This is a genomic window from Pseudomonas koreensis, assembly GCF_036668835.1.
Lineage (GTDB): Bacteria > Pseudomonadota > Gammaproteobacteria > Pseudomonadales > Pseudomonadaceae > Aquipseudomonas > Aquipseudomonas koreensis_I.
Genome location: NZ_JAZEVW010000002.1, coordinates 471,099 through 487,551, shown reverse-complemented (window position 1 = coordinate 487,551; position 16,453 = coordinate 471,099). Strand labels below are relative to the sequence as shown.

General features: G+C 60.4%; 15 protein-coding genes. 11 read left to right on the top strand and 4 right to left on the bottom strand.

What is annotated here, in order from left to right; genetic code table 11:
- Positions 1-36 precede the first annotated feature (36 nt).
- The 6 genes from V6F91_RS07225 to V6F91_RS07200 all read left to right on the top strand — a co-directional run bounded on the left by V6F91_RS07225 (position 37) and on the right by V6F91_RS07200 (position 6,243).
- Positions 37-1,734, top strand: a complete 1,698-nt coding sequence (locus tag V6F91_RS07225; protein WP_332763217.1) for a putative porin — start codon at positions 37-39, stop codon at positions 1,732-1,734.
- Between the two features lie 17 nt (positions 1,735-1,751).
- Entirely contained in the window at positions 1,752-2,381 is a 630-nt protein-coding gene (locus V6F91_RS07220; RefSeq protein ID WP_332763216.1) for a DNA repair protein, read from the top strand.
- Positions 2,382-2,398: 17 nt separating this feature from the next.
- Positions 2,399-2,869, top strand: coding sequence for a YbjN domain-containing protein (locus tag V6F91_RS07215; RefSeq protein ID WP_332763215.1), 471 nt, complete (start codon positions 2,399-2,401; stop codon positions 2,867-2,869).
- Complete coding sequence (locus V6F91_RS07210) at positions 2,866-3,813, top strand: peptidylprolyl isomerase (protein WP_332763214.1); 948 nt, start codon at positions 2,866-2,868, stop codon at positions 3,811-3,813. The genes V6F91_RS07215 and V6F91_RS07210 overlap by 4 nt, the downstream gene beginning before the upstream one ends.
- 100 nt (positions 3,814-3,913) lie before the next feature.
- Positions 3,914-4,894 carry a LysR family transcriptional regulator gene (locus V6F91_RS07205; RefSeq protein WP_332763213.1) on the top strand — a complete coding sequence of 327 codons (981 nt, stop codon included), beginning with the start codon at positions 3,914-3,916 and terminating at the stop codon, positions 4,892-4,894.
- Positions 4,895-5,724: 830 nt separating this feature from the next.
- Positions 5,725-6,243: a GNAT family N-acetyltransferase gene (locus V6F91_RS07200; protein ID WP_332763212.1), complete on the top strand. Its 519-nt coding sequence runs from the start codon at positions 5,725-5,727 to the stop codon at positions 6,241-6,243.
- A 1-nt stretch (position 6,244) separates the two neighbouring features.
- On the opposite strand, the gene V6F91_RS07195 is transcribed toward V6F91_RS07200, so the two are convergent.
- Positions 6,245-6,937: an aspartate/glutamate racemase family protein gene (locus tag V6F91_RS07195; RefSeq protein ID WP_332763211.1), complete on the bottom strand. Its 693-nt coding sequence runs from the start codon at positions 6,935-6,937 to the stop codon at positions 6,245-6,247.
- Between the two features lie 199 nt (positions 6,938-7,136).
- Between V6F91_RS07195 and V6F91_RS07190 the strand changes: the two genes are divergently transcribed.
- Entirely contained in the window at positions 7,137-7,628 is a 492-nt protein-coding gene (locus tag V6F91_RS07190; RefSeq protein WP_332763210.1) for a hypothetical protein, read from the top strand.
- 191 nt (positions 7,629-7,819) lie between these two features.
- On the opposite strand, the gene V6F91_RS07185 is transcribed toward V6F91_RS07190, so the two are convergent.
- The gene (locus V6F91_RS07185; protein ID WP_332763209.1) at positions 7,820-8,038 is read right to left on the bottom strand and encodes a cbb3-type cytochrome c oxidase subunit 3; all 219 of its coding nucleotides are present in this window, start codon (positions 8,036-8,038) and stop codon (positions 7,820-7,822) included.
- Between the two features lie 11 nt (positions 8,039-8,049).
- On the bottom strand, positions 8,050-9,477 hold the full coding sequence (gene ccoN, locus V6F91_RS07180; protein WP_332763208.1) for a cytochrome-c oxidase, cbb3-type subunit I: 1,428 nt from the start codon (positions 9,475-9,477) through the stop codon (positions 8,050-8,052).
- A 427-nt stretch (positions 9,478-9,904) separates the two neighbouring features.
- Here ccoN and V6F91_RS07175 point away from each other — a divergent pair, with 427 nt between their 5' ends.
- Positions 9,905-10,876, top strand: a complete 972-nt coding sequence (locus V6F91_RS07175; protein ID WP_332763207.1) for a hypothetical protein — start codon at positions 9,905-9,907, stop codon at positions 10,874-10,876.
- A gap of 214 nt (positions 10,877-11,090) precedes the next feature.
- On the opposite strand, the gene V6F91_RS07170 is transcribed toward V6F91_RS07175, so the two are convergent.
- On the bottom strand, positions 11,091-13,451 hold the full coding sequence (locus tag V6F91_RS07170; RefSeq protein WP_332763206.1) for a tetratricopeptide repeat protein: 2,361 nt from the start codon (positions 13,449-13,451) through the stop codon (positions 11,091-11,093).
- A 212-nt stretch (positions 13,452-13,663) separates the two neighbouring features.
- Between V6F91_RS07170 and V6F91_RS07165 the strand changes: the two genes are divergently transcribed.
- The 3 genes from V6F91_RS07165 to imuA all read left to right on the top strand — a co-directional run bounded on the left by V6F91_RS07165 (position 13,664) and on the right by imuA (position 16,448).
- A complete protein-coding gene (locus tag V6F91_RS07165; protein WP_332763205.1) occupies positions 13,664-14,341 on the top strand; it encodes a DUF3313 domain-containing protein in 678 nt (225 codons plus the stop codon).
- Positions 14,342-15,213: 872 nt separating this feature from the next.
- The gene (gene lexA, locus V6F91_RS07160) at positions 15,214-15,831 is read left to right on the top strand and encodes a transcriptional repressor LexA (RefSeq protein WP_332763204.1); all 618 of its coding nucleotides are present in this window, start codon (positions 15,214-15,216) and stop codon (positions 15,829-15,831) included.
- Entirely contained in the window at positions 15,831-16,448 is a 618-nt protein-coding gene (imuA, locus tag V6F91_RS07155; RefSeq protein WP_090283187.1) for a translesion DNA synthesis-associated protein ImuA, read from the top strand. The genes lexA and imuA overlap by 1 nt, the downstream gene beginning before the upstream one ends.
- Positions 16,449-16,453 lie beyond the last annotated feature (5 nt).

Below are 16,453 nucleotides of genomic sequence, written 5' to 3'. Positions count from 1 at the left end.
AAGCCTTCGAGCTTGGCCAAAAGGAGTTGTGTGCAGATGATTTCCAATGTGAATCGATTGTCCCTGGCGGTCGGCATGGTCGTCGCGACCCTGGTCGGTCAGGCCGTGGCCGCGCCGGCACCGTCGGAAAACGCCACGATCAATCTGATCCGCTTGCTGGTCGAGCAGGGCATTCTGAAACAGGACAAGGCCGATGCTTTGATCGCTCAGGCGCAGAACGAAGCCGTCCAGGCCAAGCAGGCTGCCGCGACCACGGCAGTGGCTGCCGGGCCAGTCGCCGCACCGGGCGATGTCCGTGTGCAATACGTGCCGGCGGCGGTGCGTGATCAGATTCGCGATCAGGTCAAAGCCGAGGTCATGGCCACCGCCAAACAGGAAAACTGGGCCGCGCCCAACAGCTTCCCGGAATGGGCTGCGCGCATCAGCTTTGACGGTGATATTCGCCTGCGCAACGAATCGCGCTACTACTCGGACAGCAACAGCAACGAGATCGTCGACTTCGCCAAGCTCAACAACAACGGCCCGTACGACGTCAATCCCAACAGCAGCACCAGCCTGCCGCCGCTGCTCAATACCCGCGAAGACCGCACCAACCAGTTCCGCATTCGCGCGCGGCTGGGCATGAAAGCCGAGATTTCGCCGCAATGGACCGCCGGCATTCGCATCGGCACCGGCTCGGACAACAACCCGGTCTCGACCACGCAAAACCTCGGCGGCGGGTTCGCCAAGAAAGACATCTGGCTCGATCAGGGTTACCTCAACTGGAAACCGAGCGATGAGCTGACCCTGACCGGCGGGCGCTTCGCCAACCCGTTCATGTCCACCGACATGCTCTATTCCAATGACCTGAATTTCGATGGCGTCGCAGCGCTGTTCGATCACAAGCTCAACCGCGACTGGGGCGTGTTCGGCACCGTCGGCGCGTTCCCGGTCGACTACACCAACGACACGGCCAGCAGCAACGGCTTCGACAAGGAAGAAAGCGACAACAAGTGGCTGTACGGCGCGCAGATCGGCGCCAAATGGGCGATCAACAGCAACAACCGCTTGAAGGGCGCATTGGCCTATTACCGCTTTGACGATATCGAAGGCCAGCGCTCGGCGCCTTGCGAACCGTGGGCCGGCGCCCCCGGCTGTGACAGCGATGGCAGCCGCGCGGCGTTCATGCAGAAGGGCAACAGCGTGTTTCTGCTACGCGACATTACGCCGAACCCGCTCAACCCGACGACCACGCCGCAACCGCAATTCGTCGGCCTCGCATCGGAATTCAATCTGCTCGATCTCAATATGGTCTGGGATGCCGACCTGCCGGAAGATTTCAAACTGCGCAGTCAGGGCAACTACATCCACAACCTCGCCTACAACGAAGGCGACATGCGCAGGCGCTCGGCCGGGCAGATCGTCAACAACCTCGACAGCAACGGCGACATCGACAGCGGCGCCAATGCGTGGATGGTGCAGTTCACCCTCGGCAGCGCACTGGACCTGAAGAAGCAGGGCGACTGGAACATGTTCGCCGGCTACAAATACATCCAGCCGGATGCCTTGCCGGACGGCTTCAACGACTCGTCGTTCCACCTTGGCGGGACCAACGCCAAGGGCTATTTCCTCGGCGGCAATTACGGTCTGGCGAAGAACGTTTACGCCACCGGACGCTGGATGAGCACCGAGGCGGTGTATGGCGCGCCGTACGACATCGACGTCTTGCAGCTTGAGATCAACACGCGCTTCTAAAGCGCCAGGAGAGGCTTATGAAATCGCGATTCGTGTTGCTCGGGCTCGGCCTGTTGATCGCCACTGGCGCGAATGCCGAAGGCATGGAAGAACGCCTGCGCACGCAATTGCGCAGCACCACTCAGCAGCTTCAGGCTCTGCAAAGTCAGCAGGCCCAGGCCAGCGCTGCGCAACTGGCGGCGCAGAACGAAGCCAAGGCTGCGCAGGCGCAGATCAAGCAGCTGACGGCGGAACTGGCCAAGGCCCAAGGCCTTGCCGAACAGCTCGCCGGCCAGCAACAGAGCCTGCACAGCCAGGCCCAGGCGCAAGTGGCGGCCAGCGTCGAGCAGACCGGCAAGTTCAAGAAGGCCTATGACGATTTGTTGGTCATGGCCCGTGGCAAAGAGGCTGAACGCGCGAAGCTCGAGGCGCAATTGAGCGAACGTGACACACAAGTGCAGCAATGTTCAGCCAAGAATCAACAGATGTACGGTGTCGCCAAGCAGATCCTCACGGCCTACGAAAACATCGACGTCGCCGAGGTGATGAAGATCCGCCAGCCCTTCGCGGGCAGTGCGCGGGTCAAGTTCGATGAACTGGCTCAGGGCTTCGGTGACGACCTCTACAAAACTCAATTCGACGCGCCGCAAGCCGCGCGCGCCCACTGACAGACAAGGAAGCAGCCATGACTCAACTCATCAGCCACGTATCGCCACAATCACTGACCGAGGTGTTGCAAGCGGCCGGTTACCGCGTCAACCAGACCGAGCAGAACGGTATCGTCCAGTTGCTCAGCGCCAGCCAGGGCATCGGCTACGCCGTGCGGTTCGGCAACCCGGCGGCGGAGCAGGGCAGCTACGTCGACTTCACCTTCAGTTGTGCGCTGCGCGTGCAAGGCGAGTTGCCGCCGGGTGTGGCCGAACAATGGAACGCCACCCGGCGCTTTGCGCGGTTGTCGTTGCAGGGCGAATTTCTGGTAATGGAAATGGACGTGGTGCTGGCCGCCGGCGTGAGTAACGATCATCTGCGCGGTAATCTCGAATTGTGGGATCGACTGTTGCAGGAGTTCATCGTCTACCTGCGTGATTTCAGTCAGGCCGCACAGGCCGCGACCGTCAAAGCGGCAGTTGCCGAGCAAGAGGAAGTCGCGCTGTGAAAAAGCCTGCCATGGTGATCAGCGCCGCTGCGGTGGCGCTGTTGGTGGTGGCCGTGGCGCTGGTGCTGCGGCCGGGCAGTGACCCGGTTGCCGCCCAGCAATCCTCGCCGTTGGCGGCGGTTGCTGCGGGGCCTGCGGTGGCGCGGTTGGGGAATCAGCAGGTCACCCCCGAGGAGCTTCAGGCGTTGCTGGCGACCGTTGCGCCTGAAGCTCGCGAGCAATTGCGGGGAAATCGCGAGGCGCTGGAGCGCTGGATTCGCACGCGGCTGGCCGAGAAAGCGGTGCTGGAACAGGCCGACGCGCAGGGCTGGGCGCAGCGCCCGGAGATCGTACGGCAGACCAGGGCGGCGACTGAGCAGATTGTCTTTCGCGATTACCTGCGCTCGGTGAGTCAGGTGCCGGCGGAGTATCCGAGTGCGGCTGAAATCCAGCAGGCGTACGAGGCGGGAAAGGCCAGTTGGCAGACGCCGGCGCTGTATCGGGTCAGTCAGATTTTCCTTGGCGTCAGTGATGCTGCGACGTTGGACGCGGTGCGCAAGCAAGCATTTGAGCTGAGCAAGAAAGCGCAGGCCTCACCGGCGGAATTTGCCGCGCTGGCGACGCAGTATTCGCAGGATCGCGTTACGGCAGAGCGGGGCGGTGATAGCGGGCTGCAACCGTTGCAGCAATTGGTGCCGGAGGTGCGAGGCGCCGTGGCTCGGCTCAAGGTCGGCGCCGTGTCTGATCCTGTGCAAAGCGCTGCCGGTTTTCACGTGATCAAACTCACCGAACAGCAACCGGCCCGCACCGCGACGCTGGACGAACTGCGCGATCAACTGACCCAGGCCCTGCGTGCACAGCGCCAGGAACAGATCGCCCAGGCATACCTGGACGGCATGCTCAACACCGCCACGCTGAGCATCGACGGTGCCGAACTGAACAAAGTCCTGGAGGAAAAACACTAATCTCACCTACACCACGACCCCTGTGGGAGCGAGCTTGCTCGCTCCCACAGGGATCCATGGTGCACTCAAGACAAATACATAGATCGACAGGGAGTCATCAATGTCATTCACCGAACTCGCAGGACGCCCCGGCACCAACGATTACCGCTCGCCCGACAACAAAGCCGAAACCTGGCTCAGCCAGGCGTCCTCCATCGACAGCGACGTCGCGCAGTACTTCCTCGTCAGCGCGCGTTGCGGCTGTTTCATGCAAGCGGCGCGTAGTCTCAATGTGCGCTCGACGCTATTGCGCAAACAACTGGCGCAACTCGAACAGCAATTGCAGCACAGCCTGTTCAGCTTTCAGGGCAGCGCCTTGAGCCTGACCCGCGAAGGCCAGCAGCTTCAGGCCCGACTGATCACCCTGGCTCACGAACGCAAACTCCCGGTGATCGAGCAGCCGCTGATTCGTCTCGCGGTGGCCGAATCGATCCTGCATGACATTCTCGGCCGCGACCTGATCGCGCTGCTGCGGCGCAACGCCAGTGTGCGTCTGGAGATCATTGCGCTCGACAGCGAACTGTCGCTGCGTGCGGTCAGCGCTGACATTGTCCTCTGGCTGGCCCACGGCTCAACTTCACATCCTGGTCCGACCTTTGCCACCCGCGAACCGCAACGGCTGGCCTGTCTGGATTACCTGCCGCACATCGCCAAACGCTATTCACGCGTGACCGCGCGCCCGGAAACGCCGGACGATCTTGTTGATTTCATGCTGGTGCAATGGCAGCACGATCGGCAAATCGACAGCTTTCGTCCGTGGAATGAGCTGGTCGAACAGCGCCTGGCCGGAGTGGTGCAAATGCAGTCGTATGAATTGATGCTGGAGATGATTCGCTGCGGCGCGTGCATTGGGTTGTTGCCGGCGTATATGAGCCGGTTTGATCGGGGGTTGATTGCGTTGCCTGGGTTGTTTGTTGAGCCTATGCAGTTGCAGGTTTGGTTGGCGGTTAGTGCTGAGTCTGAGGGGTTGGCTGAGGTGCAGGCGCTTACCGAGCTGATTCACCATACCTTTGCGGAGCGGCGCGAATGGTTTCAGCCTTGATCACCGGTTACTTGTGGCAGCCAGCCGGCTGGCGATGGCTATCATCACTGATGAGGTGTTGATACACCGCGAACCCTGTGGGAGCTGGCTTGCCAGCGATGGCGGCCTCTGAGCCGACCCCTTTCTGGCTGATGTACTCAGTTCCATTGTGGGAGCGAGCCTGCTCGCGAAGGCTTTCTTTCAGGCGCTGGTTTTTTTAGGTACATATCCGTTGCTGCGGTAACGGCTACTTACGGTTCCGCTCTTACAGCGGGTCACCTTTTTCAAACGCCAAAAAATTAACCCAAAAGGCTTGCTCCTACGTACGGCCCTCGCAGGCTCGGGTCCCTTCGCTCCGGGACTGATCCGGGCGCAGCGGCTACGGTTTGCTGCGCTGCACCTACGTCCGCTGTGTCTGGCTGCGCCAGACAGTCGCTGCGCTCCCACGCCCGGATCAATCCCTCCACTCAGCCTTCCGATGTCGCCGGTGACGCAAGATCAAGATCAAGAGCACGCGAGCTAACGCTCATTGTTGAGTGGTTAGAAGCGGGGGGTTGGCTTTGGATTGGTGGTGTGGCTGCCCCTCACCCCAGCCCTCTCCCCCTGGAGAGGGAGCCTATTTCGGTTGGTTTTGATATTCGCGTACGACTCGGTAGTTCACGTCGACGCATCTTTCACATCCACCACAGTCAGTCCCCTCTCCCTCTGGGAGAGGGCTAGGGTGAGGGGCTTTTGACGTTGCTTTTGATCTTCTGGCCCGCCGGCAGAGCAAAGTTCCTGTGGGAGCGCTCGCCAGACGGATTACTGGCGGTTTACAGTGATCAGCCACTCCTCGATCACGGACCGATCCCATGTCAGACCCAAACCCCGCCATCCACCTCATACGCTCCAACGAGTCCCACCTCGAAGGCATTACCGCGCTCTACAACGACCCGGCTGTTGCGCGGCAGGTGTTGCAGATGCCGTTCCAGTCCGTAGAAATCTGGCGCCAACGCCTGCTGGCGGACAACGAACGTGCGGTAAAGCTGGTGGCACTGCATCAGGGCGTAGTGATCGGCAACCTCGGGCTGGAGGCGTATTCGCGAATGCGTCGGGCACACGCCGGCAGTTTCGGCATGGGCGTTGCGGTCGCATGGCAAGGCAAAGGTGTCGGCTCAAAACTGTTGGCGGCGGCGTTGGAAGTGGCCGATAACTGGATGAATCTGCACCGGGTCGAACTGACGGTGTACGCCGATAACGAAGCGGCCATCGCTCTTTACCGCAAGTTCGGCTTCGAAACCGAAGGCCTGTTTCGTGATTACGCAGTGCGCGACGGGCAGTGGGTCGATACGCTGAGCATGGCCCGTCTGCGCGGTTTTTCAAAAAATTGAATCAGTCGCCCAGGGCGAACGCCACCGCCGACTGCGCATGCAGTTCGGTGGTGTCGAGCAGGGGCAGGGCGCTGTGTTCGGGTTTGATCAGCAGGCCGATTTCGGTGCAGCCGAGGATGATCGCCTGCGCGCCGCGTGCGGTGAGGGATTCGATCACTCGTTGGTAGATTTGCCGCGACTGGTCGCTGATCACGCCGACACAGAGTTCGTCGTAGATGATCTGGTGCACGTCCTTGCGCTCGGCTTCGTCCGGCACCAACACGGTCAAGCCTTGGGCGATCAGGCGTTGCTTGAGGAAATCCTGTTCCATGGTAAAAGCCGTGCCGAGCAGGCCAACGGTACGCGCCTCAATCGACAATGCCGCCTGGGCTGCCGGCTCGGCAATGTGCAGAAACGGAATATGGATCGCTGCCTTTATCTGCTCGGCGACCTTGTGCATGGTATTGGTACACAGCACCACGCAATCGGCGCCGCCCGCCTGGAGCCTGCGCGCGGCATCGACCAGGATGGCCGCGGCATCATCCCAGCGTCCTGCGTGCTGGGCCTGTTCGACGGGGCCGAAGTCGACGCTGTACATGAGCAATTGCGCCGAGCGCAACGGGCCGAGGCGATCACGGACTTGTTGGTTGATGAGGCGATAGTATTCGGCGCTGGATTCCCAGCTCATGCCGCCGATCAGGCCGATGGTGCGCATTGGATGTCCTCGTGCAGTGAGGTGTGTCGAGAGTTCGGGTCTGGCTGGAGTGTCCTTTTGTTTGCAGGTCGAAGCCAGCACCGACTGACTGTACCGCTGACTTTCCATGCAAGTGTTACGCTCGCTGCAGCTTTAACGTACGCCGAGGCTTCGATCTGCCACTATCGAGGTTCGCAGGTCCTTTCCGAGGAACACCGCTATGGACGATGTACAGCAACTGGGCCAGATGCTCCGCCATTACGCCGAAAGTGAAGCGCACAAGAAGCAACTGTTCGAGACGCAATCGGCGGCATGGGCCACGCGGATTACCGCGCTGTTCGGTGATATCCAGCAATGGCTGGAACCGGTGCAGGCGCCGAATCTGCTGGAGGTGAATCGCGAGGCCTACGTCGCGTCCGGGCCGAGCGTGCCGGTGGAGACGTCGACGTTCAAGACTGAGAAACTGAGCATTGTGATTGCCGGTAAGCCGGTGGAGTTTGTGCCGGATGTAATGGGCAGCGGTGGGCAGATTTCACTGGCGGTGATGGGGCTGACGGCGGCAAGGTATGGCAGCATTTCGCTGGTGGGGTTGCCCAATGGCGAATGGCAGTGGCGCAAGACCAACGGGTTGAAGGATCCGGATACGTTTGTCTTTGATGCGAGTTTTCTTGCACAGCAGTTGCAGGGTTTGATTCCTCGGGATCGTGGGTAAGATCAAGAGCCTACCCCCTCACCCCAACCCTCTCCTCCAAGGGCGCGAGGGGGAAAGGGAGCAGATCGAGTGCTGTTCAAAGCCTGAGTTCAACTTGATATTTCAGGTCGGCGTATTTCGAACAAACAACTCGGTCAGTTCCCTCTCCCTCTGGGAGAGGGCCAGGGTGAGGGCCGTCCCGCTGACACACCTCACATATCGAGGTTAATCCACCCCGGCTTGACCTCTTCAGGCGCCACTGCATTTACCGATTTCCCGGTCGCCAACTCCACCCGCCGTGCCACTTCCGGATCGTCAGCAAACGGCACCATGCTCGCTTCATCCAGACTGTCCGCCGTCTCCCGGCGCAAGCAGTACTCCACCGCCAGCCACAAAAACACCACGACCGACCCATCGAAGAGCATTTCCATCAGAGGTCTCCTCAGGCGATCTGCGCGTCACGCCGCGCCAGTGCGACATCCGCAACTTGCACCGTGCGCCAGACGTTGTAGGCCATCAACAACATGCCGCTGAGGAAAAACACCCCGCCGGCGAAGCGTACGATGAACCCCGGATGGCTGGCCTGCAGCGCTTCGACGAACGAATAGGTCAGCGTGCCGTCTTCGTTGATCGCCCGCCACATCAGGCCTTGGGTGATGCCGTTGACCCACATCGAGGCGATGTACAGCACCGTGCCGATGGTCGCGAGCCAGAAGTGCAGGTTGATCAGCGGCGTGCTGTGCATCTGCGCGCGGCCAAAGACTTTCGGCACCATGTGGTAAGTCGCGCCGAAGGTGATCATCGCCACCCAGCCGAGCGCGCCGGCGTGGACATGGCCGATGGTCCAGTCGGTGTAGTGGGAGAGGGCATTGACGGTCTTGATCGCCATCATCGGTCCTTCAAACGTCGACATGCCATAGAACGCCAGCGACAGCACCAGAAAACGCAAAATCGGATCGGTGCGCAATTTATGCCAGGCGCCGGACAAGGTCATCATGCCGTTGATCATCCCGCCCCAGCTTGGCGCCAGCAGGATCAGCGACATGGCCATGCCCAGCGATTGCGCCCAGTCGGGCAGGGCGGTGTAGTGCAGGTGATGCGGGCCGGCCCAGATGTACAGGGTGATCAACGCCCAGAAGTGCACGATCGACAAGCGATACGAATAAACCGGCCGGTTGACCTGTTTCGGCACGAAGTAATACATCATGCCGAGGAAGCCTGTGGTGAGGAAAAAGCCCACGGCGTTGTGCCCGTACCACCACTGCACCATGGCGTCGGTGGCGCCGGAATACACCGGATAGGACTTGAACCAGTCCACCGGAATCGACAGGTGATTGACCACATGCAGCATGGCAATCACCAGAATGAACGCACCGAAGAACCAGTTGCCGACGTAGATATGCCGGGTCTTGCGATGCACCACGGTGGTGAAGAACACCACGGCGTACACCACCCAGACCACGGCCATCCACACCGCGCCGGAGAATTCGATTTCGGCGTATTCCTTGGTGGTGGTGTAGCCCAGCGGCAGGGTGACCAGCATGATCACGATCACCGATTGCCAGCCCCAGAAAGTGAACGCGGCGAGGGTGTCCGAGTACAGCCGCACCTGGCAGGTGCGCTGCACCGCGTAATAACTGGCGGCAAATTGTGCGCTGCCGGCGAAACCGAAAATTACCAGGCTGGTGTGCAGCGGGCGCAAGCGGCCGAAAGTGGTCCACGGCAAGTCCAGGTTCATCTCGGGCCAGACCAGCTGCGAGGCGATCCACACGCCCATCGCCATGCCCACCACCCCCCAGAAAATCGTCGCGATGACGAATTGGCGCACGACCTTGTAGTTATAGGCCTGTCCGATTGTTGCTGTGCTCATGGTCAGTTCATCCACGGTTGCAAGTCGCGCCAGGCCTGCTGGTCTGGCATGTGCTGCACTGTAGGAATTGCGCTGGAAACAAAACAGCCTCAGGAATGGCTGGTTTGTGCGGATCAGATTTGGGGCTTGGCTGTGGCGGTTTGCCGCGGGCTGATCTGGTTGTTGTTGAGTTTCTTTTCCCTGCCACGGTTCATTGTAGGAGTGAGCCTGCTCGCGATAGCGGAGTGTCAGCCTCCTTATTTGAACCTGACACTCCGCTATCGCGAGCAGGCTCACTCCTACAAGTCGAAACGCCCGGACCGGGGAAACCCTTAGTATCCTCAGCGATTAGGCATTTCCCCTTGGGTCACTGATGGCCTTTTGGTAGAGTCGCGCTCGCCAGCGGGTTTTCGGCTGGACGATGGAACCGAAGAAGGGAGTCTGATCAGTGAGTCCGGGCAAAAAAATCCTCGGTCTGACGGCGTTGCTTTTGCTGCTGACGCTGTGGGCCAGTTACGTTTATCTGTTCAACGAAAACCGCGACGGCCAGCTCGGCGGTGTCGGCGAAAGCACCGCGTGGTGCGGCGCGCCACCGTCCACCGAAGCGGCGGCGCTGGGCAAGGATCAACTGACCCTTCGCGTCACCAACAACCTGCGCGGCGAGTTCATGCTCAGCGGTGCGCTGGTGGTGTCCGAACGCACCTTCAACCGCTACGACCTGAGCCGCAACGAACTGCGCCTGCGCCTCGAGCCGTTGCAGTGGACCTACGGCGCCACGCCGATCTTCCTCGAACAGGTCAAGGTGCAGCCGCTGAGCCGCAACCTGTCGGCCAGCAACAAAAGCGCCTACGCCGAGCTCGAACCGCGTCCGATCGGTGTGCAGGGGCAGGCCACTGCGTTCCCGTTCGACACCTACCGCTACGGCTACAAACCGGTGTTGTATTACCTCAAGGGCAGCGAACGCATCGACCTGCGGTTCAAGAACATCACCACGCTGATGGAGATGTCCAATACCTTCACACCGATCCAGAAATACAACCGCGTCGACTACATCAACGAGAACACCTCAATGATTCGCGACGAGGATTACAAGCCCTACGGACCACACGAGTGCGCCTTCAGTGTCGAGCGCAAGGATTCGTTCAAGGTCGTGGTACTGATGCTGTTGCTGGTGCTGTGTCTGCCGCTGATGCTGGTGTTTTATCGCGACCTGCCGGGGATCGATTTCCTCGCAACGCTGGTAGGCGTGGCGCTGGTGCGCGGGCTGCTGCTCGGGCCGGTGCAGGACTTCCGCCTGTACAACATCGACTTTTTGTTTGGTGCGGTGATTTTACTGGTGGGGACGGTATCGCTGATCAAGGCGATGCGGATCAATAGCCGGCGCGAGATAGCGATGCGCAGTGGTGAGACATCCTGGTGAATTGGGGTTGAAGATCAAAAGCCCCTCACCCTAGCCCTCTCCCGGAGGGAGAGGGGACTGACCGAGGTGTCTGACGAGGTGTGTCGACCTGAGAATCCAGTCGATTATGGACTCACTGCAGTAGGTCAGGTCAGTGCATCTCTTGAATATCCCACAATCGGTCCCCTCTCCCTCCGGGAGAGGGCTAGGGTGAGGGGACGCAATCTACAGCCGATCACTTAAGCGCCGGATCCCCCATATTCATCTTCTTCCACCCCTGCAACAGCACCTGCGCCTTCGGCTCCTGCCCGCTGTCGAGGTAATACTGAATCAGCGACAACCGTGCATTGCGGTTCGCCGGCTGTACTTTAAGCAATCCTTCCAGCACGGCACACGCTTCATCCACCTTGCCACTTCCATGCAGCGCCACCGCCAGCACATAGCCGTACTGCGCGTTTTGCGGTTCCAGTTGCGCGGCTTTTTTCAGCGGTGCCATGGCCTCGGCCTTCTTGCCGGCACGGATCAGTGACAGGCCTTGGGTGTGCTGCAGCAACGCGGCATCCGGATGTTGCTGGAGGCTGTCGCCGAGCAGTTGCTGCGCCTCGGCAACCCGACCATTGCCTTCAAGCCATTGCACCAGCGTGACCAGTGCCGGATAAAAGTCCGGGTCACGTTGCAGTGCCGAACGTAAAAAGCCTTCGACTTCGGCAGCGCGGCCGTTGGCCTGGTACAGCATCGCCAGATTGAGATTGGCTTCGGCACGTTCCAGCAGGCTTTTCTGCACCGCTTCATATTCGGCAATCGCCGCGTTCCAGTTGGCTTGCGACGCGCCCAGACCGTTGTTACGCGCAGCGCCGAGCAGATCCCGCGCCGCGACGATGCGCACGGCTTTCACCGGGTCGCCCAACAACGGCGAGAGCAGCGGCGCGCGCTCCGCGGGTGGCAGGAAGGCGCTGATCGCGCGTACCGCGCTTTCGCGCACTTGCGGGTCGGTGTGGCGCAGATCCTGGGTCGCCAGTTTCAATGCCTGTTCACTTGGGTACAGCGGCAGTTCCGCCAGTAACGTCGCGCGCTGAATGGCCGGCAGGTTGCTGCGTTGCAGCTGCGTGTACAGCGCGTCCGCTGCGCCGGGCTGACCATTGCGGATCAGCCGCAGACTCTCGTCATAACGCGGCGATTGCGCTGCGCTGGATGCGTTCCACAGCTTGAACTGTGCGGTGATCTTGTCGCCGGCCTTGCCCTGGTGGCAGGTCAGGCAGGCGTCCGGCGTACCGAGCTTCTGCGCCCGTTCCGGGTTGGGAATGCTGAAGCTGTGATCATGGCGAAAATCGTTGCCCATGTAGAACTTGCCGGGCATGTGGCAATCCACGCATTGCGAACCGGGCTGGCCCATGGTGTGGCGGGTGTGTTCGCTGGAGTCGTAGTTCTTCGCTTGCAGGCCTTTGCCGTCGACGCCTTCGATCGGGGTCTTGCCGGCTGTGTTATGGCATTGCAGGCACACCGCGTTGCCCGGCGCCTTGAGTTCGGTGCTGTGCGGGTTGTGGCAATTGCTGCAGCGCACGCCCTTGTCGAACATTTTGCTTTGCAGGAACGAGCCGTGTTCGAACACTTCATCCTTGATCTTGCCGTCCAGCTCGTACAGCTCGCGGGTGAGGGCGCTGGGCAGGTAATCGTCCATCAAGCGCTTGCCGACCGTAAAACCATCACCCAGCGGTGCCCGACGGGCGTGACAGCGTGCGCAGGTTTCGATCTCGACGGTGGCGTTTTTGTCTTTCAGGTTCACGTCAAAGCCGTGATGGATCAGATCGGTTTTTTGCGCCGTCCACTGCAGATGATTCGACGCCGGACCGTGGCACGCCTGGCAGCCGACGCCGAGGCTGTTCCACTGACTGTTGAAGGTGTTGCTGGCCGCCTCGAAGTTGCGCTTGAAGCCGGTGGTGTGGCACTCCACGCACATGAAATTGGCGTTCTGACTGGGCTTGCTCCAGTGCAGCGGATTCCTGAAATTGACACCCTGGCCGGGATAGAGATGAAACCAGCGGTGCTTATCGGTATCCCAAGCCACGCCGAGCGCCTGCAAGCGACCTTCGCCGACCTCGATCAGGTACTGCTGCAACGGCGCGATGCCGAAGGTGTAGGCGACTTTGAAATCGGCGTTTTTGCCATCGATGCCCGGCGTGTTGACCCAGAATCCGCTCTCGCTGCGGGAAAAACGCGTGGTCTCTTTTTCCGCCTTGAAGGTGACATTATTGAAATCGCCGAGCACTGTTTCGGCATTCGCCGCCTGCATCGCCAGCTGGTGGTGCGAACCTTGCCAGTCCTTGACCTGTTCGCTGTGGCAACCCTGGCATTGCTGTTCATCGACCATGGTCGCCGGAGCGCTCGCCACGACCGGTTGTGGTTTGGCAGTAGTGGCAACCGGCGTGCTCACCGGTATGGGTTTCACAGGCGCGGGAGCGGGGCTGAACAGAAACCAGCCGATGCCGGCCACGGCAGCCAGCAGCACACCGATGGTGGCGGGAAACAGCAAACTTGAGGTCGAAGAACGGGACGAATCAGGGTCAGGTCGTGCGGCTTTGTTTTTATGCTTGGGCATTGCGACTTCCGTAGTCCAGGGGCATTTGCCGTCGGGCGCGCGTTCCAGCTCCTTGCAGCTTTGCCGCGTGACCGGCGTCTGTCAAATAGGGCGCGTGAGCCGTTGCGCAGCCTTGTGTGAATTTTGTGCTTTGCCAGCGCAATTACCGAGGATTTAGCTATACCTGTAACTCCCCCAGGCAAAGTTTTTGGCCTTCTGACAGGAGTTAAAGCATGAAGCTAGCAGTTATGATGGGCACGCTGTGCATTGCCACTCTCGGTGTGGTGGGTTGTTCCAGCAAGACCGTCGCTCCCGATGAATACTCCGGGTTTCTCAAGGACTACAGCCAGCTCAAGGAGGCCAAATCTCCTTCCGGTGCGGAGGTAATGCGCTGGATGGACCCGAAACTGGATATCAACAAATTCACCAGCGTGTACATCGAGCCGAGCCAGCTCTATCCAAAGCCGCAGCCGACCGCGAAAATTCCGCAGCAGACGCTCAACGGCATCACCAGTTATTACGATCAGGCGCTCAAGCGTGAAGTCGGCAAGTCGTTGCCGTTGGCGACCGGGCCCGGGCCGGGGGTGATTGTGGTGCGTCCGGCGATTACGGCGGTGAGCAGCAAGACCGAAGGTTTGCATGCCTATGAGGTGATTCCGATTGCGTTGGTTGCTGCGGCTGTGAGCACTGCCAGTGGTATTCGTGATCAGGAAACGACCTTGGCCACCGAGGCGGTGTTTCTCGATGGCGGCAGTAACGGTGTCGTGGCGCAGGTAGTACGCAAAGGTACCGGGACGCCGTTGGAGAATTCTTCGCAGGTGATGAAGGCTGATGACGTTAAAAAGGTTATCGATGGTTGGGCGGTGGATATGCATCAGACTTATTTGAAGCTCAAGGCTGAGGCCAAATGATGTGCTGAGGCCTCGGCTTCGGCTCAGGCTTCGTCGTTGGCAGGCAGGCTCCGTTTTGTGAGCACTGAAGATCAGTGTGGGAGCCAGCCTGCTGGCGATGGCTATCTTTCAGGCGCTGGTTTTTTTGGGGGCTGTGTACATATCCGTTGCTGCGGTAACGGCTTCTTATGGTTTCGCCCTTACGGCGACTCACTTTTTTTACAAACGCCTAAAAAAAGTAAGCAAAAAAACGCTTGCTCCTGCGTTCGGCCCTCGCAGGCTCGGGTCCATTCGCTCCGGGACTGATCCGGGCGCAGCGGCTACGGTTTGCTTCGCTGCACCTCCTTGCGCTGTGTCTGGCTGCGCCAGACGGTCGCTGCGCTCCCACGCCCGGATCAATCCCTCCACTCAGCCTTCCGATGTCGCTGGTTAGGCAAGATCAAGATCAAAAGCACTCGAGCTAACGCTCATTGTTGAGTGGTGAGAAGCGGTTGTTCGGCTTGGGGTTTGTGGTGGATCCGGCCCTCACCCCAGCCCTCTCCCGGAGGGAGAGGGAGCCGATTTTGGTTGGATTAGAAATTTGCGTTCGACTCGGTATTTCTAGTCAGCGTAGCTCTCGCATCCACCGCGATCAGTCCCCTCTCCCTCCGGGAGAGGGCTAGGGTGAGGGGTCTTTGATCTTGATCTTGATCTTGATCTTGATCTTGATCTTGATCTTGATCTTGATCTTGATCTTGATCTTGATCTTGATCTTGATCTTGATCTTGATCTTGATCTTGATCTTGATCTGGTTTTTCCCACGCTCGGCGTCACGGCTGCGTTCATGGCTGCACCCGGCGGGTTGGGCCTACCTGACTGGCGGTGCTTGTCAGGTATTTCCTACAAGAGTACAAATGTACTCCATGACCAATCTCACTCCCCGCCGTACCGCCATCCTGACCTTTATCCGCGAACGTATCGCCGAACACGGTCAGTCCCCAAGCCTCGCTGAAATCAGCGAGGCTTTTGGTTTTGCCTCGCGAAGTGTGGCGCGCAAGCATGTGCTGGCGCTCACTGAAGCCGGTTTTATCGAGGTCAACCCGCATCAGGCCCGGGGTATTCGGCTGCTCGGTCAGCCGCCGCGTCCGGAGCTGCTCGATGTTCCCGTGCTTGGCCGGGTGGCCGCCGGTGCGCCGATTGGCGCCGATGCCGAGGTGCATGGGCGCTTCATGCTTGACCCCGCGCTGTTCTCTCGCACCCCCGATTACCTGCTACGGGTGCAGGGTGATTCGATGATCGAGGATGGCATTCTCGACGGCGATCTGGTCGGCGTGCGGCGCAATCCCGAGGCGCTGAATGGGCAGATCGTGGTGGCGCGTCTTGATGGGGAAGTCACTATCAAACGCTTCGAGCGGTTGGGCACTGAAGTGCGGCTGTTGCCGCGCAACCCGGCGTATCAGCCGATTGTGGTGCGTGACGATCAGGATCTGGCGATCGAAGGGGTGTTCTGCGGTCTGGTGAGGCAAGGCTGATGGGCGCCGTCGTTGCACTGGATACGCTGTTCAATGGCGGCCAGGTCTGGAAGGGCCGGCCTGCGCCACCGGCGGCCAGTCCACAGCCGACCGGGCATGCCGCACTCGATGCAGCGCTGCCCAGCGGTGGCTGGCCGGAAGGAGCACTGAGCGAAATCCTGCTGGCCGGCCCGGGTGTCGGTGAGCTGCAACTGGTCTGGCCGACGCTGGCACGGTTGGCAGCAGCGGGTGAGCGCATCGTGCTGGTCGCGCCACCGTTCGTGCCGTATCCGCAGGCTTGGGCAAGCGCCGGGGTCGACCTGCGGCAGTTGTCGGTGATTCAGGCCAGCGAACGGGACGCCTTGTGGGCGGCGGAACAATGCCTGCGTTCGGGCAGTTGTGGCGCGGTGCTGTGCTGGCCGCACAAGGCTGATGATCGCGCTTTGCGACGTCTGCAGGTGGCTGCCGAGTCCGGCCAGACCCTGGCCTTTGCCTGGAGGCCCTTGAGCGAAGCGGTCAACCCTTCTCCAGCGGCGCTGCGGATTGCCATCGATGCCAAACCCGCTCAGTTGCGCATTCTCAAGTGCCGTGGCGGGTTGGCGCGCTCAGCGCCGATTGCTTTTGCCGTGGGGCACTGAGACCG

What these genes read in the sequence shown, in the direction of transcription:
- V6F91_RS07225 (WP_332763217.1), top strand. Translation starts at nt 37, where the DNA reads ATGATTTCCAATGTGAATCGATTGTCCCTGGCGGTCGGCATGGTCGTC.
- V6F91_RS07220 (WP_332763216.1), top strand. Translation starts at nt 1,752, where the DNA reads ATGAAATCGCGATTCGTGTTGCTCGGGCTCGGCCTGTTGATCGCCACT.
- V6F91_RS07215 (WP_332763215.1), top strand. Translation starts at nt 2,399, where the DNA reads ATGACTCAACTCATCAGCCACGTATCGCCACAATCACTGACCGAGGTG.
- V6F91_RS07205 (WP_332763213.1), top strand. Translation starts at nt 3,914, where the DNA reads ATGTCATTCACCGAACTCGCAGGACGCCCCGGCACCAACGATTACCGC.
- V6F91_RS07200 (WP_332763212.1), top strand. Translation starts at nt 5,725, where the DNA reads ATGTCAGACCCAAACCCCGCCATCCACCTCATACGCTCCAACGAGTCC.
- V6F91_RS07195 (WP_332763211.1), bottom strand. Translation starts at nt 6,937, where the DNA reads ATGCGCACCATCGGCCTGATCGGCGGCATGAGCTGGGAATCCAGCGCC.
- V6F91_RS07190 (WP_332763210.1), top strand. Translation starts at nt 7,137, where the DNA reads ATGGACGATGTACAGCAACTGGGCCAGATGCTCCGCCATTACGCCGAA.
- V6F91_RS07185 (WP_332763209.1), bottom strand. Translation starts at nt 8,038, where the DNA reads ATGGAAATGCTCTTCGATGGGTCGGTCGTGGTGTTTTTGTGGCTGGCG.
- ccoN (WP_332763208.1), bottom strand. Translation starts at nt 9,477, where the DNA reads ATGAGCACAGCAACAATCGGACAGGCCTATAACTACAAGGTCGTGCGC.
- V6F91_RS07170 (WP_332763206.1), bottom strand. Translation starts at nt 13,451, where the DNA reads ATGCCCAAGCATAAAAACAAAGCCGCACGACCTGACCCTGATTCGTCC.
- V6F91_RS07165 (WP_332763205.1), top strand. Translation starts at nt 13,664, where the DNA reads ATGAAGCTAGCAGTTATGATGGGCACGCTGTGCATTGCCACTCTCGGT.
- lexA (WP_332763204.1), top strand. Translation starts at nt 15,214, where the DNA reads ATGTACTCCATGACCAATCTCACTCCCCGCCGTACCGCCATCCTGACC.
- imuA (WP_090283187.1), top strand. Translation starts at nt 15,831, where the DNA reads ATGGGCGCCGTCGTTGCACTGGATACGCTGTTCAATGGCGGCCAGGTC.